Origin of the sequence: Mycobacterium sp. PO1, from assembly GCF_017312405.1 — a bacterium.
In the GTDB taxonomy this organism is placed as follows: Bacteria; Actinomycetota; Actinomycetes; order Mycobacteriales; family Mycobacteriaceae; genus Mycobacterium.
The window spans coordinates 21,866-47,976 of sequence record NZ_BLTG01000071.1 but is presented as its reverse complement, the minus strand read 5'-3'; the positions used below and the strand labels follow the sequence as shown (position 1 = coordinate 47,976).

The 26,111-nt window shown below is 66.2% G+C and carries 25 protein-coding genes; 17 read left to right on the top strand and 8 right to left on the bottom strand.

Annotated features, from left to right (window positions below; all coding sequences use genetic code 11):
- The 8 genes from J3476_RS20805 to J3476_RS20770 all read left to right on the top strand — a co-directional run.
- On the top strand, window positions 1-489 hold a 489-nt coding region (locus J3476_RS20805; RefSeq protein WP_207068257.1), incomplete at its 5' end, for an ABC transporter permease.
- 9 nt (window positions 490-498) lie between these two features.
- Window positions 499-1,356, top strand: a complete 858-nt coding sequence (locus tag J3476_RS20800) for an ABC transporter permease (protein WP_207065081.1) — start codon at window positions 499-501, stop codon at window positions 1,354-1,356.
- Between the two features lie 10 nt (window positions 1,357-1,366).
- Window positions 1,367-2,650 carry an MCE family protein gene (locus tag J3476_RS20795; RefSeq protein WP_207068256.1) on the top strand — a complete coding sequence of 428 codons (1,284 nt, stop codon included), beginning with the start codon at window positions 1,367-1,369 and terminating at the stop codon, window positions 2,648-2,650.
- Window positions 2,647-3,672 (top strand): MCE family protein, encoded by a 1,026-nt coding sequence (locus J3476_RS20790; protein WP_207068255.1) that lies wholly within the window; start codon window positions 2,647-2,649, stop codon window positions 3,670-3,672. The genes J3476_RS20795 and J3476_RS20790 overlap by 4 nt, the downstream gene beginning before the upstream one ends.
- Complete coding sequence (locus tag J3476_RS20785; protein ID WP_207068254.1) at window positions 3,673-4,776, top strand: MCE family protein; 1,104 nt, start codon at window positions 3,673-3,675, stop codon at window positions 4,774-4,776.
- The gene (locus J3476_RS20780) at window positions 4,760-6,247 is read left to right on the top strand and encodes an MCE family protein (RefSeq protein WP_207068253.1); all 1,488 of its coding nucleotides are present in this window, start codon (window positions 4,760-4,762) and stop codon (window positions 6,245-6,247) included. The genes J3476_RS20785 and J3476_RS20780 overlap by 17 nt, the downstream gene beginning before the upstream one ends.
- 17 nt (window positions 6,248-6,264) lie before the next feature.
- Window positions 6,265-7,584 carry an MCE family protein gene (locus J3476_RS20775; RefSeq protein WP_207068252.1) on the top strand — a complete coding sequence of 440 codons (1,320 nt, stop codon included), beginning with the start codon at window positions 6,265-6,267 and terminating at the stop codon, window positions 7,582-7,584.
- Entirely contained in the window at window positions 7,584-9,239 is a 1,656-nt protein-coding gene (locus tag J3476_RS20770) for an MCE family protein (protein WP_207068251.1), read from the top strand. The genes J3476_RS20775 and J3476_RS20770 overlap by 1 nt, the downstream gene beginning before the upstream one ends.
- Window positions 9,240-9,264: 25 nt before the next feature.
- On the opposite strand, the gene J3476_RS20765 is transcribed toward J3476_RS20770, so the two are convergent.
- Window positions 9,265-9,783, bottom strand: a complete 519-nt coding sequence (locus J3476_RS20765) for a hypothetical protein (protein ID WP_207068250.1) — start codon at window positions 9,781-9,783, stop codon at window positions 9,265-9,267.
- 77 nt (window positions 9,784-9,860) lie between these two features.
- Here J3476_RS20765 and J3476_RS20760 point away from each other — a divergent pair, with 77 nt between their 5' ends.
- A complete protein-coding gene (locus J3476_RS20760) occupies window positions 9,861-10,289 on the top strand; it encodes a hypothetical protein (protein WP_207068249.1) in 429 nt (142 codons plus the stop codon).
- A 62-nt stretch (window positions 10,290-10,351) separates the two neighbouring features.
- Here the strand turns inward: J3476_RS20760 and J3476_RS20755 are convergent, their stop codons facing one another.
- Both J3476_RS20755 and J3476_RS20750 read right to left on the bottom strand, forming a co-directional pair.
- A complete protein-coding gene (locus J3476_RS20755) occupies window positions 10,352-10,786 on the bottom strand; it encodes a hypothetical protein (RefSeq protein ID WP_207068248.1) in 435 nt (144 codons plus the stop codon).
- A gap of 52 nt (window positions 10,787-10,838) precedes the next feature.
- On the bottom strand, window positions 10,839-12,119 hold the full coding sequence (locus J3476_RS20750; protein WP_207068247.1) for a cytochrome P450: 1,281 nt from the start codon (window positions 12,117-12,119) through the stop codon (window positions 10,839-10,841).
- A gap of 138 nt (window positions 12,120-12,257) precedes the next feature.
- Here J3476_RS20750 and J3476_RS20745 point away from each other — a divergent pair, with 138 nt between their 5' ends.
- The gene (locus J3476_RS20745; protein WP_207068246.1) at window positions 12,258-12,887 is read left to right on the top strand and encodes a TetR/AcrR family transcriptional regulator; all 630 of its coding nucleotides are present in this window, start codon (window positions 12,258-12,260) and stop codon (window positions 12,885-12,887) included.
- Between the two features lie 6 nt (window positions 12,888-12,893).
- Here the strand turns inward: J3476_RS20745 and J3476_RS20740 are convergent, their stop codons facing one another.
- The 3 genes from J3476_RS20740 to J3476_RS20730 form a co-directional block, all read right to left on the bottom strand.
- Window positions 12,894-14,039, bottom strand: a complete 1,146-nt coding sequence (locus J3476_RS20740) for a thiolase family protein (RefSeq protein WP_207068245.1) — start codon at window positions 14,037-14,039, stop codon at window positions 12,894-12,896.
- A gap of 13 nt (window positions 14,040-14,052) precedes the next feature.
- Window positions 14,053-14,487, bottom strand: a complete 435-nt coding sequence (locus J3476_RS20735; protein ID WP_207068261.1) for an OB-fold domain-containing protein — start codon at window positions 14,485-14,487, stop codon at window positions 14,053-14,055.
- A gap of 248 nt (window positions 14,488-14,735) precedes the next feature.
- On the bottom strand, window positions 14,736-15,452 hold the full coding sequence (locus tag J3476_RS20730; protein ID WP_207068244.1) for an enoyl-CoA hydratase/isomerase family protein: 717 nt from the start codon (window positions 15,450-15,452) through the stop codon (window positions 14,736-14,738).
- Between the two features lie 93 nt (window positions 15,453-15,545).
- Between J3476_RS20730 and J3476_RS20725 the strand changes: the two genes are divergently transcribed.
- The 6 genes from J3476_RS20725 (at window position 15,546) to J3476_RS20700 (ending at window position 22,512) form a co-directional block, all read left to right on the top strand.
- Window positions 15,546-17,153 carry an AMP-binding protein gene (locus J3476_RS20725; protein WP_207068243.1) on the top strand — a complete coding sequence of 536 codons (1,608 nt, stop codon included), beginning with the start codon at window positions 15,546-15,548 and terminating at the stop codon, window positions 17,151-17,153.
- 27 nt (window positions 17,154-17,180) lie between these two features.
- Window positions 17,181-18,371 (top strand): amidohydrolase family protein, encoded by a 1,191-nt coding sequence (locus J3476_RS20720; protein ID WP_207068242.1) that lies wholly within the window; start codon window positions 17,181-17,183, stop codon window positions 18,369-18,371.
- Window positions 18,368-19,822, top strand: a complete 1,455-nt coding sequence (locus J3476_RS20715; RefSeq protein ID WP_207068241.1) for a FadD3 family acyl-CoA ligase — start codon at window positions 18,368-18,370, stop codon at window positions 19,820-19,822. The genes J3476_RS20720 and J3476_RS20715 overlap by 4 nt, the downstream gene beginning before the upstream one ends.
- Before the next feature lie 154 nt (window positions 19,823-19,976).
- Window positions 19,977-20,999, top strand: a complete 1,023-nt coding sequence (locus tag J3476_RS20710; RefSeq protein ID WP_207068240.1) for a hypothetical protein — start codon at window positions 19,977-19,979, stop codon at window positions 20,997-20,999.
- A gap of 62 nt (window positions 21,000-21,061) precedes the next feature.
- Window positions 21,062-21,787, top strand: a complete 726-nt coding sequence (locus J3476_RS20705) for a hypothetical protein (RefSeq protein WP_207068260.1) — start codon at window positions 21,062-21,064, stop codon at window positions 21,785-21,787.
- Window positions 21,788-21,813: 26 nt separating this feature from the next.
- Window positions 21,814-22,512, top strand: a complete 699-nt coding sequence (locus tag J3476_RS20700; RefSeq protein WP_207068239.1) for a 2-C-methyl-D-erythritol 4-phosphate cytidylyltransferase — start codon at window positions 21,814-21,816, stop codon at window positions 22,510-22,512.
- On the opposite strand, the gene J3476_RS20695 is transcribed toward J3476_RS20700, so the two are convergent.
- A complete protein-coding gene (locus J3476_RS20695; protein WP_207068238.1) occupies window positions 22,469-23,191 on the bottom strand; it encodes a 2-C-methyl-D-erythritol 4-phosphate cytidylyltransferase in 723 nt (240 codons plus the stop codon). The two genes, J3476_RS20700 and J3476_RS20695, sit on opposite strands and share 44 nt — an antisense overlap.
- A gap of 51 nt (window positions 23,192-23,242) precedes the next feature.
- On the opposite strand from J3476_RS20695, the gene J3476_RS20690 reads away from it, so the two are divergent.
- Window positions 23,243-24,505 carry a low temperature requirement protein A gene (locus J3476_RS20690; RefSeq protein ID WP_373889101.1) on the top strand — a complete coding sequence of 421 codons (1,263 nt, stop codon included), beginning with the start codon at window positions 23,243-23,245 and terminating at the stop codon, window positions 24,503-24,505.
- A gap of 7 nt (window positions 24,506-24,512) precedes the next feature.
- Here the strand turns inward: J3476_RS20690 and J3476_RS20685 are convergent, their stop codons facing one another.
- Entirely contained in the window at window positions 24,513-25,769 is a 1,257-nt protein-coding gene (locus tag J3476_RS20685; RefSeq protein WP_207068237.1) for a nitrate/nitrite transporter, read from the bottom strand.
- Window positions 25,770-26,111 lie beyond the last annotated feature (342 nt).

The window sequence follows — 26,111 nt, the reverse complement described above, 5'->3', positions numbered from 1 at the left end:
TTGGTGACGGTGTTGATCGTCGCGGGGGCGGGGGCGACGGCGATGTGTGCCGATCTGGGGTCGCGCACCATTCGTGAGGAGATCGACGCGATGGAGGTGCTGGGCATCAACCCGGTGCAGCGCCTGGTGACGCCGCGGATGCTGGCCGCGGGGTTGGTGGCGTTGCTGTTGAACAGTCTGGTGGTGATCATCGGCATCCTGGGCGGGTACTTCTTCTCGATTTTCGTCCAGGACGTCAATCCGGGGGCGTTCGCGGCGGGGATCACGTTGTTGACCGGGGTGCCCGAGGTGATCATCTCCTGTGTCAAGGCCGCCCTGTTCGGGTTGATCGCCGGGCTGGTGGCCTGTTATCGGGGGTTGACGATCACCGGGGGCGGGGCCAAGGCGGTCGGTAACGCGGTCAACGAGACGGTGGTGTATGCGTTCATGGCGTTGTTCGTCATCAACGTGGTGGTCACCGCCATCGGTATCCGGATGACGACAGGCTAGGCGAGGCGCATGGGTACCTCAGCGGTGTTGCGGTCGCGGTTCCCGCGGCTGGTCGGCTATGCCGGGCGGCCGGTGGCGTTGTTGTCGCGCATCGGTGATCACACCCTGTTCTACGGACGCGCGCTGGGTGGGGTGCCGCACGCGGCGGTGCACTTCCGCAAGGAGATCGTGCGGTTGATCGCCGAGATCTCGATGGGGGCGGGCACGTTGGCGATGATCGGCGGCACCGTGGTCATCGTCGGGTTTTTGACCCTGGCCGCCGGCGGCACCCTGGCCATTCAGGGCTACTCCTCGTTGGGCAACATCGGGATCGAGGCGCTGACCGGGTTCCTGGCGGCGTTCATCAACGTGCGCATCGCCGCGCCGGTGGTCGCCGGGATCGGGCTGGCGGCCACGTTCGGGGCCGGGGTGACCGCCCAGCTGGGCGCGATGCGCATCAACGAGGAGATCGACGCCCTGGAATCGATGGGTATCCGCCCGGTGGAATACCTGGTCTCCACCCGCATCGTGGCCGGCATGATCGCCATCACCCCGCTCTACTCCATCGCGGTGATCCTGTCGTTTCTGGCCTCGCAGTTCACCACCGTGGTGCTCTTCGGCCAATCCGGCGGACTGTATGACCACTACTTCGACACCTTCTTGAACCCGATCGACCTGCTGTGGTCATTCCTGCAAGCCGTCCTGATGGCGATCGCGATCCTGCTGGTGCACACCTACTTCGGCTACTTCGCCTCCGGCGGACCCTCCGGCGTCGGCGCCGCGGTCGGCAACGCCGTACGCACCTCCCTGGTCGTCGTCGTCTCGGTCACCCTGCTGGTCTCCCTGTCCATCTACGGCTCCAACGGCAACTTCAACCTGTCGGGCTAGGGGAGGCGAGATGAGCAGAAGCGTCGGGCCGGGCCCGGCCCATCGGTCGGAGACCACCAGCAGCGCATCGCCGTTGGCGGCGTCGTCGGGGCGGCATTTCGGGGTGTCGCATTACGCGCGGCCCCTGGCCGGTCTCGGGCTGGTGGTGGCGGTGGTGGCGATCATCGCAGTGGCGATCGGGTTGTTCAACGGCAGTTTCACCAAGACCGACACCGTCACGGTGCTGTCCCCGCGGGCCGGGCTGGTGATGAACCCCGACGCCAAGGTCAAGATGCGCGGCGTGCAGGTGGGCAGCGTCGAATCGATCTCCTACCGACCCGACGGCATGGCCGAGCTCAAGCTGGCCATGGACCCGTCGCAGATGCGTCTCATTCCGTCCAACGTCAACGTCGACATCGCCTCGTCGACGGTCTTCGGCGCCAAGTTCGTTCAGCTCGCAGCGCCGGCGGATCCGTCGGGAACCCTCTCGGCCGGCCAGGTACTGCAGGGCGACCACGTCACTGTCGAGATCAACACCGTCTTCCAGCAATTGGTCAACGTTCTCGACTCGATCGATCCCGCCAAACTCAACGAGACCCTCGGCGCCATCGCCCAAGCCTTCAACGGGCGTGGGGAGCAATTCGGCCAGACTCTGACCGACTTCAACGCCGTGCTGGCCGAACTGGAACCGAGCCTGCCCAACCTCGCCCGCGACATCGAGCTGGCGGTGCCTGCGCTGACCGCCTACGCCGACGCCGGCCCTGACCTCGTCTCGACCATCGAGAACACCACCACGCTGAGCAATTCGATCGTCGACGAGCAGCAGAATCTGGACGAGTTTTTGGTCAGCGCAATCGGACTGGCCGACCTGGGCAACGAAGTGGTCGGCGGCAACCGGCAAGCCTTGACCGACGTGCTGGACGTCCTGATACCGACCACCGATCTGCTCTACAAGTACCGGAAGTCGCTGTGGTGCGGAATCGGGGGCCTGGTGCCTTTCGCCAAGGCGCAACCGCAGTACCCGGGAATCTCGGTGTCGGCTGGCCTGACGCTCGGAGTCGAGCGTTACCGCTACCCGGGCGACCTGCCCAAGGTGGCGGCCTCCAGCGGAGGCGCCGACTATTGCGAGGAACTGGGGCTGCCGGAACTGCCGCCGGAATTCGTGCCGCCCATGGTCGTCGGCGACATCGGCTCCAACCCGGCGCAGTACGGCAATGCCGGGATCCTGCTGAATTCCGAGGGCCTCAAGAACTGGTTGTTCGGACCGCTGGACGGCCCGCCGCGTAACACCGCACAGATCGGCATGCCCGGATGACGCGATCGACCGGAACCCTCATCAAGTTCGGCGCTTTCGGCGTCGTGATGACGGTATTGACTGCCTTTTTGTTCCTGGTGTTCAGCGACGCCCGAACCGGCTCGACCAACGAGTATTCGGCCGTCTTCACCGACGCCTCGCGATTGACGACCGGCGACACCGTGCGGATCGCCGGTATCCGGGTCGGCACCGTCACCGGCGTCGAGTTGCTCCCGGACCGCGATGTACTGGTCACCTTCGACGCCGACCGTGACGTTGCGCTGACGCAGGGCACCAACGCGGCGATCCGGTACCTGAACTTGGTCGGTGACCGCTACCTGGAGCTGATCGACACCCCCGAGTCGACGAAGATCCTGCCGGCCGGCGGCCGCATTCCGGACGATCGCACGGCGCCGGCTCTCGATCTGGACCTGCTTCTCGGCGGCCTCAAACCGGTCATCCAGGGCCTCAATCCCGAGGACGTGAATGCCCTGACCTCGTCGCTGGTCCAGATCCTGCAGGGCCAGGGCGGCACACTGGAGTCGCTGTTCTCCAAGACTTCGTCGTTCACGAACTCTCTGGCCGACAACAACCAGGTCATCGAGCAACTGATCGACGATCTTCGTACGGTGCTGGACACCCTCGCCGACGACGGCGAGCAGTTCTCCGGCGCCATCGACAAGCTCGAACAGCTGGTCTCCGGGTTGTCAGCCGACCGCGATCCCATCGGCACCGCAATCGAGGCCCTCGACAACGGCACCACGTCATTGGCCGACCTGCTGGCGCGCGGCCGAGCGCCGCTGGCCAACACCGTCGACGAATTGAACAGGTTGGCCCCGCTGGTGGACAACGACCTCGCACGGCTCGATGCCACCCTCCAGCGGCTGCCCGAGACCTACCGCAAGCTCGCGCGGGTCGGCTCGTACGGCGCGTGGTTCCCCTATTACATCTGCGGCATCACCTTCCGCGCTAGTGACCTGGAGGGCCGCACGGTGGTGTTCCCCTGGATCAAGCAAGAGACCGGAAGGTGCGCTGACAACTAGATGTTGAAGTATCGCGGCGCCCAACTCGCCAGAGCCGGCTTCATCGGCGTGGTCACCATCGTTCTGGTGATCGCCGTCGGGCTGCAGCCCGAGCGATTGCTGCAGTGGGCTTCCTCCATTCGCTACCAAGCACTGTTCACCGAGGCCGGGGGGCTGGCGGTCGGCAATGATGTGACCGTATCCGGGATCAAGGTCGGGTCGGTGTCCTCGATCGGTCTCGACAACGGCGACGCCCTGGTCGGGTTCACCGTTGCCGGCCAATATGCCTTGGGTTCGGACACCACCGCGCACATCAAGACCGGAACGTTGCTGGGCGAACGGGTTCTGGCGCTCGAGTCGGAGGGAAGCGGTGTCCTCGATCCGCAAACGGCGATTCCGACGACGCCGACGACCTCCCCGTACTCTCTGACCGACGCGGTTGGAGACCTCACGGCCAACACCGCGGCCACCGACACCGAATCTCTCAACCAGTCATTGGACACGCTCGCGCAGACACTCGACCAGGTGGCGCCGCAGCTCGGACCCACGTTCGACGGGCTTTCCCGGGTGTCCACGGCACTGAACAACCGCAACGAGAGCCTGGCCGAACTGCTGAAGGCAGCCGGTGAGGTGACCGGCGTGTTCTCCGAACGCAGCCGCCAGGTCAACACGTTGATTCTGAACGCCAACGACCTCGTCGCAGTCCTCAACGACCGCCGGTACGCGATCACCAGTCTGCTGTCGAGCATTTCAGCGGTGTCTCAACAGTTGACCGGGCTGGTGGCCGACAACGAACAGGAACTGGCGCCGGCGTTGGAACGGCTCAACAACGTCACGCGAATGCTCGAGAAGAATCGAGAGAATCTGCAGAAGATGTTGCCGGGTGCGGCGAAGTATTACCTGACACAGGGCGAGATCGTCTCCAACGGTGCCTATTACAACGCGCTGGTCCCCAATATTCAGCCGGCCCAGCTGCTGCAACCGTTCCTCGATTACGCGTTCGGTTTCCGGCGGGGCGTCGAGGCCGGTCAGCCGCCGGACAACGCGGGGCCGCGTGCGGAACTTCCCTTCCCCGTCAACAGTATTCCTCAGCCAGGAGACCTGCCCAATGACGGCAACCCGTAAGCGGCTGGTGGCCGGCACGGCGATCATGCTGGCCCTGATCCTCGTGGCCGGCGCGGCTTTTCTTGTCCGGCAGGTGTTCTTCGGCCCGAAGACAATCGTCGCTTACTTCCCGACTGCGACCGCGATCTACCCCGGCGACGAGGTTCGGGTGTCCGGGGTCAAGGTCGGCACGATCAGCGACATCGAACCCGCCGGTACCGAAACGAAGATGACGTTGGAGATCGACAGCGATCTCCCGGTTCCGGCGGACGCGAAAGCGGTGATCGTCGCCCAGAATCTGGTCGCTGCCCGTTACGTGCAGCTGACCCCGGCCTATCGATCTGGCGGCGGTCCGACCATGGCCGACGGCGCGGTGATCCCCAGTGACCGCACCGCTGTTCCAGTCGAGTGGGACGAGGTCAAGACGCAGCTCATGCGCCTGGCCACCGACCTCGGCCCGCAGACCGTAGGATCGGGCACCTCGATCTCCCGGTTCGTCGACAGCGCCGCCAACGCCATGGACGACAACGGCGTGAAGCTGCGTGAGACGCTGGCCCAGTTATCCGGAGCCGCACGGATATTCGCTGAGGGCAGCGGCAACATCGTCGACATCATCAAGAATCTGCAGATCTTCGTCGGGGCGCTGCGAGACAGCAAACTGCAGATCGTCCAATTCCAGAATCGCCTGGCCAGCCTCACCAGCGTGGTCAACGACAGCAGGTCCGATCTGGACGCGGCGCTGTCGGACCTGTCGGTCGCGATCGGTGAGGTCCAGCGTTTCGTTGCCGGGAGCACGGAACAGACCACCGAGCAGGTTCGCAGCCTCAAGGAGGTCACCCAGATCCTGGTCGACCAGAGGCTGGATTTCGAAAACGTCCTACACATCGTTCCCAACGCCATCGGCAACTTCAACAACATCTGGTACCCGAACGGGGGGGCCGTCACGGGCGCGTTCTCGCTGAGCAACTTCTCGAACCCGGTGTGGTTCTTCTGCGGACTGATCGGCGGGGTGGCGAACACGACGGCGCCGGAGACCGCGAAACTGTGCGCCAACTATCTCGGCCCTGCGCTGCGTCTGTTGAACTTCGGCAACCTGCCCTTTCCGATCAACGCCTACCTGCGGCCGGCTACCAGCCCGGAACGGCTCATCTACACCGATCCGAAGTTGGCGCCCGGCGGTGCCGGTCCGGGTGATCCGCCCGAGCCGCTTCCGGATGTCTCGGCCTATCTCGGTGCGGGCGACGTGCCGCCACCGCCAGGGTGGAACGCGCCGCCAGGCCCACAGGGTCTGTACGCGCCGGATGACGATGCTCCTGCGATTCCTTCACCGGCGCTGTTCCCGGGAGCGCCGATACCGGCGCCGCCCAATATCATCTCCAACATCCCGGCTCAGCCGCAGACTGTTGACGGTCTGCTGCTGCCGCCCACGCCGGCACCGCAGGCCCCGGCGCCCGGCCCGCTGCTGCCGGCAGAAGGGATGCCGCCGTCATGACTTGTGCAACGAAGCGAATGGCCGTTCTCGTGTTCGGTGCGGCGGTGTCACTGACGGGTTGCTCCTTCCAAGGGGTCAACTCGTTGCCGCTGCCGGGTGCGGTGGGTCGCGGGCCGGAGGCAGTGACTTATCGTGTCGAGATCCCCAATGTGGCCACATTGGAATCGAACTCGCCGGTGATGATCGACGATGTCATCGTCGGCAGTGTCGGAGAGATGAGGGTGCAAGACTGGCACGCCGATGTCGAGATCTCGGTCCAACCCGATGTTGTGGTTCCGGCCAACGCGGTAGCGACCGTGGGACAGACCAGTCTGCTGGGTTCGATGCACCTGGCTCTCGACCCTCCGCTCGGTGAAGAGCCGGCCGGCAGGCTGACGCCAGGAGCTACCTTGCCGCTCAATGCGTCGTCGACCTATCCGACCACCGAACAGACGCTGTCGTCGCTGTCGGCCGTGGTCAACGGCGGGGGACTCGGCCAGCTCGGCGACATCATCCACAACATGAACACCGGCTTGTCGGGCCGTGAGGATGAGATTCGCGAGTTGCTGACTCGTCTCGACGATTTCGTGGGTGTGCTGGACCAGCAACGCGACAACATCGTCGGCTCGATCCAGCAGTTGCGACGTGTCGCCGGCGAGTTCGCCGGCCAGCAACAGACCATCGACGAAGCGCTCCGCGACATTCCACCCGCCATCGATGTCCTGATTGCCGAGCGTCCCCGCTTCACCACGGCATTGGAGAAGCTGGGCCAGTTCAGTGACACCGCCAGCGGACTGGTCAATGACGCGGGTGACGATTTGGTTCAGAATCTGGAGAACTTGGGGCCGATCCTGGGCGCACTGGCCGACGTCGGTCCCGATCTGAATCTCGCGGTGTTGTGGGCCTCCGCATTCCCGTACGGACCCACCTTCGCCGACATCATCACCCGGGGTGACTACATCAACCTGTTCGCCACGTTCGATCTGACCTATCCGCGCTTGAAGAAGACGCTGCTACTGGGTACTCGGTGGGGTGATGAGAACGCCAAACTCATTCCCGCACCCGGCGATCCGTACTATCTCAACTACACCTACAACCCGATGGGTCTCGGTGTCGCACCGCCACCGCCGGACGCGGTGCCGCCTGCGGACCTGGCGACCGGCACGAGCGGGATGCCACCGGCGGCCGGCCCTGTCCTGCCGGTGCTGCCTCCACCCCCGACAGCGCCGTGGCTGCCTCAGTCGGAGCCGATCACGTCGTCGCAGATATTCGCCGGCCCGTACGGCGAGCAAGTACCCGAACCGGCAGCGGCCTCGCCGCCCGGGGAGATGCCGCCGGTCCCGGGAGGTGGTGGCTGATGCTCACCCGCTTTGTTCGAACGCAGCTGGTGCTGTTCACCATCGCCTCGATCGTCGGGGTCGCTGTCATGGTGTTCGCCTACATCCAGCTGCCCACACTGCTCGGTATCGGCCGCTTGACCGTCACGATGGAGCTCCCCGCAACCGGTGGGCTCTACCAATTCGCGAATGTCACCTACCGCGGGGTGCAGATCGGCAAGGTGCGGGAGGTGCGCCTGACCGAGGACGGCGCGGAGGCGACGCTGTCGTTGGACACCTCACCGAAGGTGCCGGCGGATCTCGTTGCCGAGGTGCGCAGTGTGTCTGCCGTCGGTGAGCAGTACGTCGACCTGCGGCCGCGCACCGATTCAGGTCCCTATCTGGAGAACGGTGCACGAATTGCCCGTTCTGACACGACGATTCCCCAGCAGGTTGGTCCGATGCTGGACCAGCTGAGCGCGTTGGTGGATAGTCTGCCCAAGGACCGGATCCAGGATCTGCTCGATGAGACGTTCCTCGCGTTCAACGGAGCCGGACCTGACTTCGCCTCGTTGCTCGACTCGGCATCGACGGTGACTGAGGACGTGAGCGGGGTATCGGGAGAGACGCGCGCGCTGGTCGAGGACAGCGGTCCGTTGCTGGAGTCTCAAGCCGAGACAGCTGACGCGATCCGGACGTGGGCGCGCAGCCTCAACGGCATCTCGGCGCAGGTCGTCCAGAACGACCCCGAGGTGCGCGCGATTCTGCAGCAGGGTCCGGGTTTCGCGCAGGAGGTCAGCGGGCTTCTGGACGGGGTGAAGCCGACGTTGCCCGTCCTGTTGGCCAACCTCACCACCGTCGGCCAGATCCTCGTGACGTACAACCCCTCGATAGAACAGTTGCTCGTGCTGTTCCCGAGCATCATCGCCGCCCAGCAGTCATTCGGCCTGCCCAGGAACAACCCCACCGGCCTGCCGTCGGGCGACTTCGCGCTCACCATCAGCGACCCCAATCCCTGTACGGTCGGGTTCCTGCCGCCGTCGCAGTGGCGCTCGCCTGAAGACACCACCACACTCGATACTCCAGACGGCTTGTACTGCAAGCTTCCCCAGGATTCGCCGATGAACGTCCGCGGCGCGCGAAACTACCCTTGCATGGGTCACCCCGGTAAGCGGGCACCGACGGTAGAACTGTGCAACGACCCGAGGGGATTCGTGCCACTCGCGATGCGACAGCACGTTCTCGGCGCATATCCGTTCGACCCCAACCTCGTTGCGCAGGGTGTCCCACTCGATGATCGTGTCGACTTCGAGGAACGGATCTACGCACCGGTGGAAGGCACCCCACTGCCGCCGGGGGCAGTGCCTGCCGGCACGCCACCGCTGTCGCCGGAACTCGCCCCGACGCCGCTGGCGCCAGAACTCGCCACCGAGGGCGCGCCACCGGCGCCGGCGCCGGTCGGACCGCCACCGCCGCCGGCACCCCTTCCGCCGGGGCAGGGGCCGCTCAATCCGGATCAAGCTGTTCCCGCCGCACCCAGTGCCTTCGGCGGTGGCGCGGAGGCTGGTCCGTCAGTGGCCTCTGCGCCGTACGATCCACAGACAGGTCGTTTCCTCAGCCCGGACGGTCAGCTGCAGCAGTTGACCAGTGTGGGTGGGGATGGGCCGAAATCCTGGACTGACCTGATGCCGACCTGACGCTGAGCGGCAGATCTGTTGTGTGTCAGCTGTTCTTCTCGATCCGAACCGGCATTTCGATGATCTTGGGCAGGTTGACGCCGCAGGCGCCGCTGTTGCTCCTGGTCACGTTACGGCCCACGAGCGTCGTGATGTTCTTGCTGACGCGTTCCTCGGTAGACGGGTCGACACCCCACACCCAAAACTTCTGGTGGCCGGTGGCGAACGTACCGTCGGGACAGGGCATCCAGTTGGGCACCTCATGCTCGATGATCCAGGTGTCCCTGAGGTACGCCGAGCCGGTCCAACCGAGGCTGCTCGTCACTTCGCCGTAGCACTCGATCGGGCTCACACAGGTGGTGTTCACGGTCCACGTCTCATGGACGGACTGCTGGTCGATGAGGACGTCATTGGTCCGGGCCCACTCGCCATCGGAGAACACCCGCCATGTTCCGCTGATGTCGGTGCCGAAATCGTCGGCGTAGGCCGAGGGGCCCAGATTCACACTGGCCACTACCATCGTCGCTGTCGCCGCGATGCCAACGAGTACACCTGATGCACGCATTCTTTCAGCCTAATCGTGGTCAGACCTGCCCTCTCCAAAAGGGAGAATTTCGTTCCCGCACATGGAAAAATGGCCGGGTGCGCTTTCTCGTTGCAGTGACGGCTGCTTTGTCGGCATTCAGCTGGCTGATTGGCGGGCCGCCCGCTGCCGCGCAGCCGCCACCTTCGCCGCCGGGGGCGGAATGCAACTATCCGAACTGCGTGCCGGGCATCCAGCCAAATGTGGTTCTGGGGTCGTACTGCAGCAACACCACCTACTACGTGTTCGGGGTGACCGATTGGGGCCGGTTGGTGTTCTGCGGCTCGCCCCGACGGTATGAGCCGCGCTGGTTCCGCTCACCGGAGATGCACGGCGTCAAGAACGAGGGCGATCTGTGCCCTGCGCTGGAAGGTGAGGTCGCCCAGGCGCCCGACGGACTGTTCCTGACATGCATCGCCAAGGACGGCCGGTCCTTCTGGGCGCGCGGCGACCAGTCGGCCGGCGGCGGGAACCCCCCGCCGCAGTGAAGATGCGGCCGCGCTACGGATGCGGCCGCGGTGGTGATGCCGCTGCAGTACTCAGCCCCGGGTCACCAGGGCCGGATGGAGCAGAGCGCGCCCTTGGTGCCGGAGTCCGTCGCGACCACGACGTCGTCAACGCGCAGTTCACACACGAAACCCGGCTCCTGTAACGGAGCTGTGGTGGGACCGGGGAGACCGACCACCACCATCGCCCAGTCGTCGGGGTTGGCCAGAGTCGCCTCCAGCACCCATGGCTGCCCGGGCCCGAGATTGGCTTCCGCGTTGGGGGTGTAGAGGTACGGATTGTGGCTGTAGTCCGCCCAGTTGGGCGGATCGACATCGCGATAGTAGATCTCGGCGTTGGCGATGTCCTGGCTCGCTCCGACGGTGTAGCGGATTTGGTGCATGACCGGTTGGGCCTGCGCCGGCGCGACGGCGAGTACCGCGGTCGCTGTGAACAGTCCCGCCACGCAGACACGCGGAATCCACCTGCAGAGGAGCATTGTCAAATATTAGAACGTCGCTCTTGAGCCTGTCACCGTTTCCCTCGCACCGTCACCGCACGGGGTCGAAGGTGATGTTGAGCTCGGTCAGGCCACGCAGGATGAACGTCGGCTCGTAGGTGTAACTGCGCTGCCCCGGGGCCCCGTGCTTGTCGGCGTCGATCTCGATGTTGCCCATCCGGTCCAGGATCCGCTCGATGGACACTCGTCCCTCCACGCGCGCCAGTGGCCCGCCCGGGCAGGAGTGCACGCCGCGGCCGAAAGCGATGTGCTCGCGGACATTCTTGCGGTCCAAGTCGAACTCGTGCGGGTGCTCGAAGCGGTGCGGATCGCGATTGACCGCACCCGGGCACACCATCATCGTCGTTCCCGCGGGCACGTCGATGTCACCGACCCTGGTCGGCTTCTTGGCAAGCCGGAACTGGCTTTTCACCGGGGCGTCCATCCGCAGCGCCTCCTCGACGAAGATCGGGATCCGGCTGCGATCGGCGCGCAGCCTCTGCTGGATGTCCGGGTGATCGCCGAGGACGCGCAGCGATGCGGACAGCAGCTTGGTGGTGGTCTCCTGGCCCGCGGCGAACAGGAACGTCGCCGAACGGACCACCTCGATCACCGGCGGCGTCGAACCGTCCGGGTACTTCGCAGTCGCCAGCGCGGTGAGCACGTCGTCGCGCGGATTCTCGCGACGCTCTTCCAGGTACCCGATGAACTTCTCGTCCAACCACTCCAGCGGGTTCGCGCCCACCAGGTCGCTGTGGTCGAGCGAGCCGACGTTGGCGCCGGGCCGGGGTGCGCCCAGCACGGTGCGGAACTCGTCATGATCCGATTCGGGCACACCCAGCAGGTCCGCAATCACCAGGAGGGAGAACGGTTTTGCGTACGCGGTGAGGAACTCGCAGCGGCCGGCCTCGATGAAGTCATCGAGGACCTCGTCGGCGAGCCGCCACATGAAGTCCTCGTTCTCCTTGAGCCGGCTGGGCGTCAGCAGTCGGTTCAGCAACGAGCGCGCGTTGGTGTGGTCGGGAGGGTCCATGGTCACCATGTGCTCGAACATCGGCATCTGCGGCCGGTGTGCGGTGATCTGGTCGGTGATGTCGTCACCCTCGGGGGTGAACGGCAGCGGGGGGAACGGGCCGGCCACGGCGATGCACGACGAGAACGTGTCGCTGTCCTTGAGGACCGTCGCGGCTTCCTCGTAACCGGTCACCGCGAGGACGCCGTAGTGCGGCTCCTGGACCACTGGACACTTGCTGCGCAGATGATCGAAGTACGGGTGAGGGTCGGGCACGAGAGACGGATCGGTGAAGTAGTCGATCGTGTCGAAGTCGGTCATGTGCTGTGCCTCCCGGGGCCGGCGGCTCGTCTGCTCGAGACGAGCGCGTTCAAAATGCTGAGCACTTGCTTAGCATGGGGTAAGAGTTAGGGTCAAGGACGACGCGACGAAGATCGCTGCACACGAACGGGGGGACGGATGGCATCGCCGAGGCGAATCGGAGCCCCGGACGCGAAGAACCGCGTCGTGCTTCTCGATGCCGCCGAGCAGCTGCTGCTCGAAGAGGGCTACGCGGCGGTGACGTCGCGCCGCGTCGCCGACCGTGCGGGCCTGAAACCGCAGTTGGTGCATTACTACTTTCGCACCATGGAGGATCTTTTCCTGGCGGTCTTCCATCGCCGCGCCGAGGAGGGTCTGGCGGTGTTGACGACTGCTCTGCAGTCGCCGCAGCCGCTGTGGGCGCTGTGGCGATTCAGCACCGCGCCGGAGGCCACCCGGCTGACGATGGAGTTCATGGGGCTGGCGAACCACCGCAAAGCACTTCGGGCCGAGATCGTCTACTACGCCGAACGGTTCCGGCAGGAGCAGAACCGCGCGATCACCGAGGCGTTGCAGCGCTACGGCCACAGCACCGCCGACGTGCCGCCGGTCGTGTGGACGGTGTTCGCCACGAGCGTGTCGCAGGCGCTGGTGATGGAACGAGCCCTTGGCATCGACACCGGGCACGCGGAGACCTTTGCGTTCTGCGAGCGTTGGATACGGCGACTCGAGGGCGAGCCGATGCCCGCGGTGGCCGGACAGGTGAGCCCCACCGCCGAGCATCGCTGACTCCCGCTACAGCGACAGGATCGTCGCCGAAGCGGTGCCCGGCGCGCCGTACACCTGGGCCAGCCCCACCCGCGGCGAGCCCGGAACCTGACGGTCACCCGCCTCGCCGCGCAGCTGGCGGACCAGTTCGTGCACCTGCCGTAGCCCCGAGGCGCCGATCGGCTCACCGTTGGCGATCAGACCGCCGTCCGTATTGACCGGGATGGTGCCGTGAATCTCGGTCGCACCATCGGCCAGCAGTTTCTCCTGTTCACCGTCGGCGCACAGGCCTGTCTCGGCCATGTGGATCACCTCGGCGCCCGCGTCGGTGTCCTGGAGCTGGGCGACGTCGACGTCCTCGGGGCCGATTCCGGCGGACTCGTAGGCGGCCCGGGCTGCATACACCGTCGGCGAGGCGTCCTCGTCCAACGGGGCCGACGTGGCATGGACCTCGTAGGCGCCGTGGGTTCGCGTACGAATTTCGCTGGCCCGCACGAAGATCGGTTTGTCGGTGAACTTGTGGGCAATGTCGCCGCGGCACATGATCACCGCAGCGGCGCCCTCATCGGGTGCGCAGAACATGTATTGGCGCAGCGGGTAGTTCAACACCGGCGACGCCATGATCTCGTCGATCGAGATCTCCTTGCGGCGGAACGCGTTCGGGTTCAACGCTCCGTTGCGGAAGTTCTTGTTGGCCACCCGCGCCAGTGTCTCTTCCGAGATGCCGTGCTTGTGCAGGTAGTGGTTGGCCTTCATGCCGAAGAACTTCGTGGTCACGAACTGGCCGTTCTCGGCGTACCACTGTGGCAGGGCGAGCTTGGCGGGATCGTCGGTGAACGCGCCGCGCGGGTGCTTGTCCAGGCCGATGGCGATGCCGACGTCGTACTTGCCCAGGCGGATGGTGTCAGCGGTCTGCTGGATTGCCGAGGCCGCGGTGGCACACGCGTTGAACACGTTGGTGAACGTGATGCCGGTGAGGCCCACCAGTCGGGTCACCGCGTCGGGATTGGACACCTCGTAGCTGCCGCCGAAACCGAACTGGATGTCCTTCCATTCGACGCCGGCGTCGGCGAGGGCCGCATGGATGGCTTCGGCGCCCATCTCCATCGCGGTCTTGTCGAAGCGGCCGAAGGGGTGCAGACCTACACCGATGATGGCGACATCGTTGGTCATGAGGTTGTCCTCTCTAGGCGGGCTGGAAGGCGAACGTCATGACCTCGGTGCCGTCCTCGTCGGTCGCGAACGGCACCATCGTCAGCTCCACCTCCTGGCCGAATTCCAGCTTGGCGGGGTCGCTTTCGGTGAGTCGGCCCTCGACACGGATGACGTCGTCGAGTTGGACCAGGCCCACTCCGAACGGCACGAAGTCCTTGCCGGTCGGGCCTTTGTAGGGAGGCCCGGGTGGAAATCCCTGCGTGGTCCAGGCAACCAGGGTGCCGCGCCGCGGCAACCGCACCTCCGACATGTCGGCGCCGCTGCACTTGGGGCAGTGCCGCTGAACCGGGAAGGTGGTGGCGCCGCAGGTGCCACAGCGGCTGCCGAGGAGCTGTGGTTCGTCATCCGGCCAGGTGGAGATCTCGGGCGCGAGGGCCCGCTGCGATGTCGACACGCGGTTGACGATAATCGGAAATGACGTTCTCGTCTAGAGAGAACAAGGGCGATGTGGGCTCGGCCGAATGCCCAGAGATCGCGCCGAGCGTACGGTTTCTGAGGCGTATGGCCGGATTTTCGTCAGAAACCGTACGCTCGCAGCGTCGCAGCGTCGCAGCGTCGCAGCGTCGCCGCCTCGCCGCCTCGCCGCCTCGCCGCCTCAGCGTCGCAGGCCGCGTCGCACCTTGCGGTGCCTCGCCGCCTCGCAGCGGTCGCGGGCTACTTGCCCTTGTTCATCACCTTCTCCGCTGCGGCCCAGTGCTCGTCGGAAACCCAGAGCTCCGCGAATGCCGTGACCGCCTCGGTGGTGGGTACCCCACGCATCACGCGCTTGACCTGTCCGGCCTGCGGGCTCGCGAGGGTTCGGGCGATGAGCCGCCACTGCTGGTCAAAGGACGCGCGGGGGATGACCTGGTCGACCAGCCCGATGCGTTCGGCCTCGGTCGCGGCCAGGATCCGTCCGGTGCCGGCAAGCAGCAGCGCCTTGCTGTAGCCCACCAGTTCGACCAGTCGTTCGGCACCGCCCCACGCCGGCATGATCGCCAGCGCGACCTGATTGAAGCCGATCTTGATGTCGTCGGCGGCCAGGCGGATGTCGGCGGCCACCGCGAATTCGGCGCCCCCGCCCAGGGCATGGCCGTTCAGCGCGGCGATCACGGGCGCCGGGAAACCGGCGATGCGATCGCAGATCGCTCGCATGCGAAACGACATCGCCGAGGCCTGCTCGACGGTGCGCAGCGCGCTGAGTTCCTTGAGGTCCCCGCCCGAGACGAAGGCACGGTCGCCGGCACCGGTGAGCACCAGCCCCGCCGCTCCCTCGGCACCGTCGAGGGCCTTCTCGAGTTGGCCCATCGTCTCCAGTGAGATCGCGTTGCGGGCGTGCGGCCGGTCGATGGTGATGATGGCCAAACCCTCGTCGTATTCCAGGTCGACCATCACTCATTCTCCCTCTTCGGTATTGGCATTCTCGCTGGCGGAGAATAGCATCGCGGTGGCATCTCCTCCGGTCGGAAGGCGGCCCACCCCAGCATGCGGATTATCCCTCCCGAGTTGGTCGAGCGGTACGAGCGCGAGGGCTGGTGGACGCGGGAGACCCTCGGTGATCTCGTGGCCGACGGGTTGCGCGGAAATCCGCAGACCAGCTTCTGCGTGCATTCGGCGGTCCGGCCGTATTCCGGGACGTTCGCCGACATGGAGCGCGACGCGCGACGGCTGGCCGCCGGGTTGCGGGCTCGCGGGATCGGCCACGGTGACGTCGTCGCACTGCAGCTGCCCAACTGGCGCGAGGCCGCGCTCACCTTCTGGGCCTCAGCCCTGCTCGGTGCCGTGATCGTGCCGATCGTGCACTTCTACGGGCGCAAGGAACTGAGCCACATCCTCGCTACCGCCGCACCGCGCGTATTCATCACCACCGCGGAGTTCGGGCGCATGCGCTATCAGCCGGACCTGTGCGCCGACGTGCCCCTCGTCGGCCTGGTCGGGGCCGCTGGCGAATTCGGCCGCCACGAGCACCCCTTCGACGACCTGCTCGCCGACGAACCGATGGGCGGCACGATGGCGACGGACCCCGCGGCGCCGGCGCTCATCGCCTTCACGTCCGGCACCACGCGCGATCCCAAGGGCGTGATCCACAGTCACCAGACGTTGAGCTGCGAAACGCGACAGCTGCTGGCGAACTATCCCCCCGGCCGGGGCCGGCAGCTGACCGCCACGCCGGTCGGGCACTTCATCGGCATGATCGGTGCGCTGCTGATCCCGGTCCTGGAGGGCGCGCCCGTCGACCTGTGCGACGTCTGGGATCCGGGCAGGGTTCTCGAGCTCATCGAGCGGGACGGCCTGTCCATCGGTGGCGGCCCACCCTTCTTCGTCACCAGCCTGCTCGACCATCCCGATTGCCGCCCCGAGCATTTGAAGCACTTCACCACTGTGGGGCTGGGCGGCTCGTCGGTTCCCGCGGCGGTGACGCAGCGCCTCAACGACCTGGGGATGTTCGTGTTCCGCGCCTACGGCAGCACCGAGCACCCGTCGATCACCGGCTCGGGGCCGACGGCGCCCGAGCACAAACGCCTGTTCACCGATGGTGACGCACGGCCGGGGGTGGAGATCAGGCTCGGGCCCGACGGCGAGATCTTCAGCCGCGGTCCGGATCTGTGCCTGGGATACACCGACGACGAACTGACCGCGCAGTCGTTCGACGAGGACGGCTGGTACCGCACGGGCGACATCGGGGTGCTCGACGAAGACGGATACCTGACGATCACCGACCGCAAGGCCGACGTCATCATCCGCGGCGGCGAGAACATCAGTGCCCTGGAAGTCGAGGAAGTGCTGCTGTCGATGCCTGCGGTGGCCGAGGCGGTTGTCGTCGCCGCCCCCGACGCGCGCCTGGGCGAGCATGCCGCCGCGGTTCTGCGCATCCGGGACGGCGCGGTCATGCCGACCCTCGAGCAGGTTCGTGCGCACTTCGACGCCGAGGGTGTGGCCCGGCAGGCCTGGCCGGAGCAGTTGCTCGAAGCCGACGACTTCCCCCGCACCGCCAGCGGCAAGGTGCAGAAGTTCCGCGTTCGTCAACTCGTGCGCGAGGCACTTGTCGACAGCGGGGGCGTTATTGCCACCACACCCAACGTGAGAATATGATTCTCCAAAGAGGAAAAGGAGTTTTTCATGGGGCAACTGTCACATCGGGTCGACATCCCGTTCCCGCTGTTCGACGCGGACAACCACCTGTACGAGCCACCCGAGGCGATGACCAAGTACCTGCCCAAGGAGTACAAGGACGTCGTCCAGTACGTCGAGGTCAACGGCCGCACCAAGATCGCGATCAAGGGCCAGATCAGCAACTACATCCCGAATCCGACGTTCTCTCACGTCGCCAAGCCCGGCGCATGGGAGGAGTACTTCAAGTTCGGCAACCCTGACGGCAAGAGCAAGCGCGAACTGTTCGGCGAGCCGATGCGGTCCATCCCCGCCTTCTTCGAGCCCGAACCGCGGCTGAAGCTGATGGACGAGCTCGGTGTCGACCGCTCGCTGATGTTCCCGACGCTGGCCAGTCTCATCGAGGAGCGGCTGCGCGACGACCCGGTCGCCATCCACGTCATCATCCACTCGCTGAACCAGTGGCTCGACGAGGTGTGGGGGTTCAACTACCAGAACCGCATCTTCACCACGCCGGTCATCACGCTGCCCATCGTCGAGAAGGCCATCGAGGAGCTGGACTGGGCTGTCAAGCGCGGTGCCCGCGCGATCCTGATCCGTCCCGCGCCGGTTCCCGGGTTCCGTGGGCCGCGGTCGTTCGCGCTGCCGGAATTCGATCCGTTCTGGGAGAAGTGCGTCGAGTACGACGTCTTCATCGGCATGCACTCCTCCGACAGCGGCTATGCGCGCTACACCTCCGAGTGGGACGGCGTCGCGCAGGAGATGCTGCCGTTCCAGACCAACGCGATGAACATCCTCAACGAGTGGCGCCCGATCCAGGACGCAGTCGCGTCCTGGGTGATCCACGGCGCACTGTTCCGGCATCCCAAACTCAAGGTGGGCATCGTCGAGGCGGGGTCGAAATGGATGTTCCCGCTGCTGGATTCGATGGCCGAGGTCTACAAGAAAGCGCCGGAAGCCTTCCCGGGAAATCCGATGGAAGAGATCAAGAACCGCATTTACATCAGCCCGTTCTACGAGGAGGGAATCGACGACCTGATCAACCTGGTCGGCGTGGATCAGGTGCTCTACGGGTCGGACTGGCCGCACCCGGAGGGCCTGGCCGAACCGACGCACTACGTCACGGCTCTCGAGCACCTGTCGGTCGACGATCAGGCCAAGATCATGGGCGGCAACCTGGGTCGCCTCGTCACGGTGTGAGGTACCAGACCCTCCCTGAGTTGGTCGCCGGCGCGGCGGACCGATTCGGCGACGCGGAAGCGGTCGTCGACGGTCCGCTGCGCCTGTCCTTCGCGGAGCTGTTCGAGCAGATCTGTGTCGCTGCAGGAGCTTTCGCCGACTTCGGCATCGCCAAAGGGGATCGGGCGGCGGTGTGGGCGCCCAACTCCGTCGAGTGGATCATCGCGTCGTTCGGACTGCTCACTGCAGGCGGAGTGCTGGTACCGGTCAACACCCGCTTCAAGACCGAGGAAGCCGCAGACATCATCACCCGCAGCGGCGCCAAGGCCGTGTTGGTCCAGCAGGGATTCTTGGGCGCCGAATACGTCGCCCCGAGCGGTGTCCCCGTCATCGATCTGAAATCCGATTTCCTCGGCAGCGGGAAGTCGTTCAGCCGGCCCGTGGAGTCCACCGACATCTCCGACATCATCTTCACTTCCGGGACGACCGGAAGGCCCAAGGGCGTGATGATGAACCACAGCCAGAACCTGAGGCTGTACGAGGAGTGGTGCGAACTCGCCGACCTGCGCGAGGGAGATCGCTACCTGATGGTGAACCCCTACTTCCACACCTTCGGTTACAAGGCGGGTCTGATCGCGTCGTTCATCCGCGGTGCCACGATGCTTCCCGTGCCGGTGTTCGACGTCGGCAGGGTCGTCGACCTCATCGCCACCGAGAAGATCACCATGCTCCCAGGCCCCCCGACCCTCTACCACTCACTGCTCGCGGTCGCGGACAAGTCGAAACTGGCCAGTCTTCGTGCCGGCGTCACCGGCGCCGCCGACATACCGGTCGAGCTGGTGCGCCGGGTGCACGAGGAGCTGCCCTTCCAGACGTTGGCGACCGGCTACGGATTGACCGAGGCCGGAACCGTGACGTTGTCGCGGCCGGGGGATTCCTTCGAGGACATTGCCACGACCGCCGGCGTGGCGTGTGACGGCGTCGAGGTGTGCATCGCCGACGACGGTGAAGTGCTGGTACGCGGCTACACCGTCATGCAGGGTTACCTCGACGACCCGGAAGCCACCGCGCAAACCATCGATTCGGACGGGTGGTTGCACACCGGTGACCTCGGGACGCTCGACGAGGCGGGCAGGCTGCGCATCGTCGGTCGCAAGAAGGACATGTTCATCGTCGGCGGTTTCAATGCCTACCCGGCCGAGATCGAGGGTTTTCTGCTGGAGCACCCGGCGATCTCGCAGGCCGCGGTCATCGGAGTTCCCGACGACCGGCTGGGCCAGGTGGGCAAGGCGTTTCTGGTCACCAAGACCGCCGACGACAGCCCGCCCCCAAGTGCAGAGGAGATGATCGCGTGGAGTCGCTCCCGAATGGCCGGTTTCAAGGTGCCGCGATATGTAGAGTTCCTCGACGAGTTGCCATTGAACGCCACCGGCAAGGTCATGAAGGACACACTCAAGGGTCTTCAGCGCTGAGCGGGCGCCCACGCGGTAACCGTCATTTCCGCAGCCAGCGGTCTTTGCCGGTCGGTCAGCGACACGGGGTAGTCTCGCCTCGATGCGCAGTTTCGAAGAATGGCGTTCTCTGAATTTGCGCAAACAGGGGGACGGGTAGAGAAGGAGGTCGACCGTGGCGCCTTTCAGGCGACGTGCGTCGGTGATCGAGACCGAGCGGATCGACGAGACAGCACCGGCCCCCGGCAGTGGTGGGGATGCCGACCGCGCTCGCGCGCTCGCCGAGGAGGCCGAGGCCGAGGCCGCCGAAGCGGAAGCGATTGCAGCAGCCGCGCGCGCTCGGGCGCGTGCACTTCGTCTGCGCCGAGAGGCCGAGGAAACGGTCCAGGCTTCGCCGGCGAATGGGCTCTCCGAGGGCGCCACGCAGGGGGCGACCATCAACGGCGCCACAGAGGTGGCTGACGCCGACGGCGCCACAGAGGTGGCTGACGCCGACGGCGCCACAGAGGCTGCGTCCTCCGAAGGCGCAACCGAGGTCGCTGACGCCGACGGCGCAACCGAGGTCGCTGACGCCGACGGCGCAACCGAGGTCGCTGACTCCGGCGATACCGTCGAGGCCGTTGGTGGCGACCTCGATGCCGCCCGCGACGGCGGTGTTGATGTCGAGGATGAGGCCACGCCTGCGCGACGTCGACGACGCCTGCGGCTTCCGCGACCGACCTGGCGGGGCATCGTCGCCGCGTTGGTGATCCTGGTGACCGCCGCGCTGCTGGCCCTGAGCGGATACATGATCTGGGAGCACCGCGAAGCCGAGCGGCTGCGCCAGCTCGACGCCGAATACAGTGCCGCGGCGCGCCAGAGCGTGGTGACGCTGATGTCGCTGAACTTCAACAACGCCGAAGAGGATGTGCAGCGCATCATCGACAACTCGACCGGCCAGTTCAAGGACGACTTCGAATCCCAGGCCCAGGACTTCGTTCAGGTTGCCCAGGACTCCAAGGTCGTCACCGAGGTCTCCGTCAACGCGACCGGCGTGGAATCGATGACCGAGGACACCGCGGTCGTCCTGGTCGCAGCGTCGTCTCGGGTCACCAACTCCGGCGGTGCCAATCAGGAACCCCGGACGTGGCGGCTCAGCGTGCATCTGCAGCGTGAGGGCGAGCAACTCAAGATGTCGAAAGTGGAGTTCGTGCCGTGAGCGAGGATCGCAAAGTCGACCAGGACGCTACGGCCGAGAAAGACGTGACGGCCAAGAAGGACGTGACGGCCGAGCAAGACGCGACCGTTGACCAGGACGCGACGGCCGACCAGGACGCGACGGCCGACCAGGACGCGACGGCTGACCAAGACGCGAAGGCCGACCCGTCCGATTCTGCGGAGAACGTCGATGCCGGTGAAGCCGAGCCGGCAGAGGTCGAAACGACGTCGGCCGACGGCGACGCCGACACAACGGTCGACGAGACGGCCGGTGTGCCACGACGGCGGGGTGTGGGGACGACGCTGCGCGCGCAGGCGGCCGCGATCTTGCTCGCGGCCGCCTTGGTCGTCACGGCAGGTTTGACCGCCTGGCTGTACCTCGAGCGGTACCGGCCCGATCAGCAGACCGACGCTGCCGCGCAGCAGACCGCGCTGGACGCGGCGACCAGCGGAACTGTCGCACTGCTGTCGTATTCACCAGAGTCGCTCGACAAGGATTTCGCTGCCGCCAAAGCCAGGCTCACCGGCGACTTCCTGTCGTATTACACGCAGTTCACCGAACAGATCGTCACGCCGGCAGCGCGGGAAAAATCGGTCAAGACCGCCGCATCGGTGGTGCGGGCGGCGGTCTCCGACATGCAGCCCGACTCCGCCGAAGTGCTCGTGTTCATCAACCAGACCACCACGAGCCAGGAGAATCTCGACGGGGCGTTCGCCGCCAGCAGTGTGAAGGTGGGGCTGACGAAGATCGACGGCACCTGGTTGATCGACTCCTTCGATCCGGTGTAAACCCGCGCAGCGCTACCCTCGGCGTCGTGACCGTGACGGCGATCCTGCCCCTGCCCGCGGACCTCGACCAGCGTCCGGAGGCGATGTTCACGCCCGTCGTGGGCGTCTCACCGTTGTCGCGCATCATCGAGGGACTGTGTCCGCGTGCCGAGGTCGTGGTCGCCACGGCCTGGGAGCTGATGCCGTCGGTGCGCTCTGCCCTTCAGGACCGTGCGGGGAAAGCAGTTGCCGCGCAAGTTTTCTCGCCGAAATTGGTGGCCGCCGAACCGGCCGCGGGGCGGGCGCAGTGCGTCGCGGCCGCGCTGGCCGAGATCGACGGCGATGCGCCGGTGCTGCTGCACGACGTCGAATGGCCGGTGGTGCCGCCGACACTGGTCGATCGCATCAGCGCAGCGCTGGCAGGCGGCGCGGCCGCGGCCTGGCCGACGCTGCCGGTCACCGACAGTGTCAAGGCGGTGGACGCCGCGGGAACGGTGACCGCGACCGTCGACCGCGCATTGCTGCGCAGCGTGCAGTACCCGCGCGGATACGCCGCCCGCACGCTGAAGACGCTGCTGGCCGAGGACTCCGACGGAACGTTCGACGACCTCGCGCTGGCGTTGTCGGCGGGGCTGCGGCCCACCCTCGTCGAGGGAGATGCCGACGCGGTGACAGTCGAGCTGCCCCGCGACTCGGACTATCTCAGCGCGGTGCTGCAGTCGGTCCAGAACCCACCCGGGCGTTGAGAAGAAGATCGGCCACCGCCACGTCGCGCAGATAGGTGACCTTCAAGTTCGTCGCACTTCCGGGGAAGGTCCGCACCTCGAGATCGGTGTAGTGCTCGACGCACGAGGAGGTGTCGGTCCCGGTGAACCCGTCGCGTTCGGCACTGCAGTAGGCCCGCCACAAGTCCGGCGCCCGGAAGGCCTGCGGAGTCTGCACCCGCACCAGCCCGCCGACTGTGGGTCGTAGCGCCGCTTCGGCGACGCCGGCCACGTGGCGCAGGGGGAGGGCCGGCATTGCGCCGCCGTGCGCGCGGGCCAGTGCGACCGCGTTGCGGTACATCTCCGGCTCGGCGAGGGGGCGGGCGGCGTCGTGGATGGCGATGACGTCGACGGTGCCGGCCTCGATGTCGGGGGCCAGATGGCCAAGCACGTTGTACTCCGATGCGTGTCGGGTGTCGCCCCCTTCGACCAGTTCGACCGCGGCGTTCGGGAGCTCACGGTGCAGGGTGGCCGCAGCCAGGTCGCGTTCGCCGCGCCGGAAGACCAGGATCGTACGGTCGATGTCGGGATGCTCGGCAGGGGTCAGCAGCGACCAGGCGAGCATGCTTCGGCCGGCCAGCGGCAGGTATGCCTTGTTGCCGTCGGCGCCCACGCGGGTGCCCAGGCCCGCAGCCAACACCACAGCGACCGCCATGCCCATACCGCGAAGCGTATCTCCGGTAGCTTTGACGCCGATTTCGAAGGGGGCGCGGTGAGCGACGACGGGCAGACATCCACCAACCGGGCGCACCGGTTCCTGCCCATGGTGGGTCGCGACCCCCACGAGGCGCACCGGGCGGCCACTCCGCTGGAGTTGCTGTTCGATCTGACGTTCGTGGTGGCGTTCGGCATTGCGGCCTCGGAGTTCGCACATCTGCTGGCGGCCGATCACATCGCCGCCGGACTGGCCGGTTTCGCGTTGGCCACCTTCGCGGTCAGCTGGGCGTGGATCAATTTCAGCTGGTTCGCCTCGGCCTATGACACCGACGACTGGGTCTATCGGCTGATGACGATGGTCCAGATGGTCGGTGTGGTCGTGCTGGCGCTGGGCCTGCCCCAGCTGTACACGTCCATCGAGCACGGCGGCCACGTCGACACCACCGTCGTGGTGGCCGGCTACGTGGTGATGCGGGTGGCGATGGTCGGCCAATGGGTGCGCGCCGCGGTGCAGGACCGTCCGAGGCGGCGGGCCTGTCTGACCTACGCCTGGTGGATCACGGTGGCTCAGGTCGGATGGATCGCCTCCATTTTCGTTCACGCCTCGCTGCCGGTGACCGCATTGATGGTGCTGGCGCTGATCGGCGTGGAGTTGATGGGCCCGGTTCTCGCCGAGTCCCGAGCCGGCGGAACACCCTGGCATGCCCATCACATCGCCGAGCGGTACGGCCTGTTCACCATCATCACGTTGGGTGAGGGCGTGGTCGGCACCGTGGCATCCCTGTCCGCCGTCGTCGGTGAGCAGGGCTGGTCGGTGGAGGCGGTCTTCGTCGGCGTCGCCGGCATCGGTCTCACGTTCGGCATGTGGTGGGCGTATTTCGTGCTGCCGCACGCCGACGTCCTGCACGTGCGCCGCGAGCGCTCCTTCCAGTTCGGCTACCTGCACATCCTCGTGTTCGCCGCGATCGTGGTGACGGGCGCCGGACTGCACGCCGCGGCGTACTACATCGAGGATCACTCCGAGCTGAGTTCGACGGCGACCGTGCTGTCCGTCGTGATCCCGGTCGCGGTGTTCATTGTCATGATGTTCGTGCTGTACGCCGCGATGCTGCGGGCGGCTGCGGTCTTCCACATGGCGTTGTTGGCCGTCACGCTGTCGGTTCTGGGACTTGCCGTGGTGCTCGCCGTCGGCGGGATCTCCATGGCCAACTGCCTGCTCCTCGTGACGATCGCGCCGGTCGTGTGGGTGGTCGGCTACGAAGTCCGCGGACACCGCCACACTGCTGACGCCGTGGCCGAAACGCTGCGCACCGGTTAGCGGCCGACTACTTCTCGATGCCTTCGAGCAGGCTGCGATCGTCCTGAAGGCGCAGCAGCCGGCGCGCTTTGCGCCGCGTGATGAGGATTCCGACGACCGCGACGGTCCAGACCACGTACTGCAGGGTCCAGGCGATCCGGAACGACTCGAACGACAGGCCGCCGGTGGCCTCCAGAATCACGCCCATCGCCTGCATGAGCAGTAGCGAGGCCAGGAAGCCGCCCATGTTGACCATGCCCTGCGCGGTCCCCAATGTGGTGCTCGGGTTGAAGGTCCGGGCGAAGTCGAAACCCACCATCGAACCCGGGCCGCCCACCGAGATGACCACGACCAGCACGACCAGCAACCACAGCGGGGCCGGGCCGGGCAGTGCCAGGACCACCGACCACGCCAGGGCGTTGCTGGCGATGATCGCGAGGACCAGGCGTGAGCGTCGGTGCGGATGGCGTCCGGTGAACACCCCGACCAACACGCCCGAGGAGATCGCGGCGGCGACCGACATGGTGAGCAGGGCGCCGGCCACCCCTGCGGACAGGCCCTGCGCCACGGTCAGATACGGCACCCCCCACATCAGGGCGAACACGGTGACCGAGAACTGGGTGCCCATGTGGGTGAAGAAGCCCAGCCGGGTGCCTGGACGAAGCCAGACGGTCTTCACGCTGGACAGGGTGTCGCGCGCCGAGGTGGGTTCGCGCATCGTGGTGGTGCCGTCGGGGGTGTTCTTGACGATGGCGAGTGTGAGCACGATGGACAGCACACCCAGCGCTGCCACGGACACATAGGCGACCGTCCAGCCCATCGCCGTCAGCACCGCCAGGAACGGCACTGCCGACAGCACCTGGCCGAGTTGGCCGCAGATGCCGGTCAGCTGGGTCACCAGCGGTACCTGACGCATCGTGAACCAGTGCGGAACCAGGCGCAGCACCGAGATGAAGGTGACGGCGTCCCCGAGTCCGACGACTGCGCGCGCAGCGATGGCCATCGGCAGGGACTCGGTGAAGGCCAGCACCAACTGTCCGGAGGCCATCAACACGCCGCCGGCGGCGATCAACGCCTTGGACCCGAAGCGGTCGAGCAACACACCGGCGGGGATCTGCGCACCCGCGTAGACCACCACCTGGAGCACCACGAAGGTCGACAGCAAGCCGGGGCCGGTGCTGAACCGGTCGGCGGCGGCGAGTCCGGAGACACCGAGCGTGGTGCGGTCCAGCACAGCCACGATGTAGGCGAGAAGCCCGGTCGTCCAGACAATCCAGGGACGCACGGCGAACCTCTCGACGGGAAGTGACAGTGATGACGGCGGACGGAGTTCGACCAACTTTGTCCTGATGTCCTGCATTCGGTGAAGGACGCTTCACCATCTTCGCCCACCACGGTGCGTCCGTGCCAACCCGTCTGCGGGGGCGTGCGGAGCAAAGTTCGCTAGATTCGCAGACAATTGCCAGCAAGCGCTTGGGAAGAGCCAGATCAACTCAGTTCCAAGCAGCTTTTTGCGGTTCAGTAAACATTTGTTTTTTCAGCTTGGTAACTTCGCTCAAAAGGTTGCCCTCGGGACTACAGTGGTCGCATGAACGCGTTCGACCGAGGCCGGCCACACCAGGGGGGG

Excerpts from the sequence above, each read along its gene's own strand:
- J3476_RS20800 (WP_207065081.1), top strand. The coding sequence starts at position 499 with ATGGGTACCTCAGCGGTGTTGCGGTCGCGGTTCCCGCGGCTGGTCGGC.
- J3476_RS20795 (WP_207068256.1), top strand. The coding sequence starts at position 1,367 with ATGAGCAGAAGCGTCGGGCCGGGCCCGGCCCATCGGTCGGAGACCACC.
- J3476_RS20790 (WP_207068255.1), top strand. The coding sequence starts at position 2,647 with ATGACGCGATCGACCGGAACCCTCATCAAGTTCGGCGCTTTCGGCGTC.
- J3476_RS20785 (WP_207068254.1), top strand. The coding sequence starts at position 3,673 with ATGTTGAAGTATCGCGGCGCCCAACTCGCCAGAGCCGGCTTCATCGGC.
- J3476_RS20780 (WP_207068253.1), top strand. The coding sequence starts at position 4,760 with ATGACGGCAACCCGTAAGCGGCTGGTGGCCGGCACGGCGATCATGCTG.
- J3476_RS20775 (WP_207068252.1), top strand. The coding sequence starts at position 6,265 with ATGGCCGTTCTCGTGTTCGGTGCGGCGGTGTCACTGACGGGTTGCTCC.
- J3476_RS20770 (WP_207068251.1), top strand. The coding sequence starts at position 7,584 with ATGCTCACCCGCTTTGTTCGAACGCAGCTGGTGCTGTTCACCATCGCC.
- J3476_RS20765 (WP_207068250.1), bottom strand. The coding sequence starts at position 9,783 with ATGCGTGCATCAGGTGTACTCGTTGGCATCGCGGCGACAGCGACGATG.
- J3476_RS20755 (WP_207068248.1), bottom strand. The coding sequence starts at position 10,786 with ATGCTCCTCTGCAGGTGGATTCCGCGTGTCTGCGTGGCGGGACTGTTC.
- J3476_RS20750 (WP_207068247.1), bottom strand. The coding sequence starts at position 12,119 with ATGACCGACTTCGACACGATCGACTACTTCACCGATCCGTCTCTCGTG.
- J3476_RS20745 (WP_207068246.1), top strand. The coding sequence starts at position 12,258 with ATGGCATCGCCGAGGCGAATCGGAGCCCCGGACGCGAAGAACCGCGTC.
- J3476_RS20740 (WP_207068245.1), bottom strand. The coding sequence starts at position 14,039 with ATGACCAACGATGTCGCCATCATCGGTGTAGGTCTGCACCCCTTCGGC.
- J3476_RS20730 (WP_207068244.1), bottom strand. The coding sequence starts at position 15,452 with ATGGTCGACCTGGAATACGACGAGGGTTTGGCCATCATCACCATCGAC.
- J3476_RS20725 (WP_207068243.1), top strand. The coding sequence starts at position 15,546 with ATGCGGATTATCCCTCCCGAGTTGGTCGAGCGGTACGAGCGCGAGGGC.
- J3476_RS20720 (WP_207068242.1), top strand. The coding sequence starts at position 17,181 with ATGGGGCAACTGTCACATCGGGTCGACATCCCGTTCCCGCTGTTCGAC.
- J3476_RS20695 (WP_207068238.1), bottom strand. The coding sequence starts at position 23,191 with ATGGGCATGGCGGTCGCTGTGGTGTTGGCTGCGGGCCTGGGCACCCGC.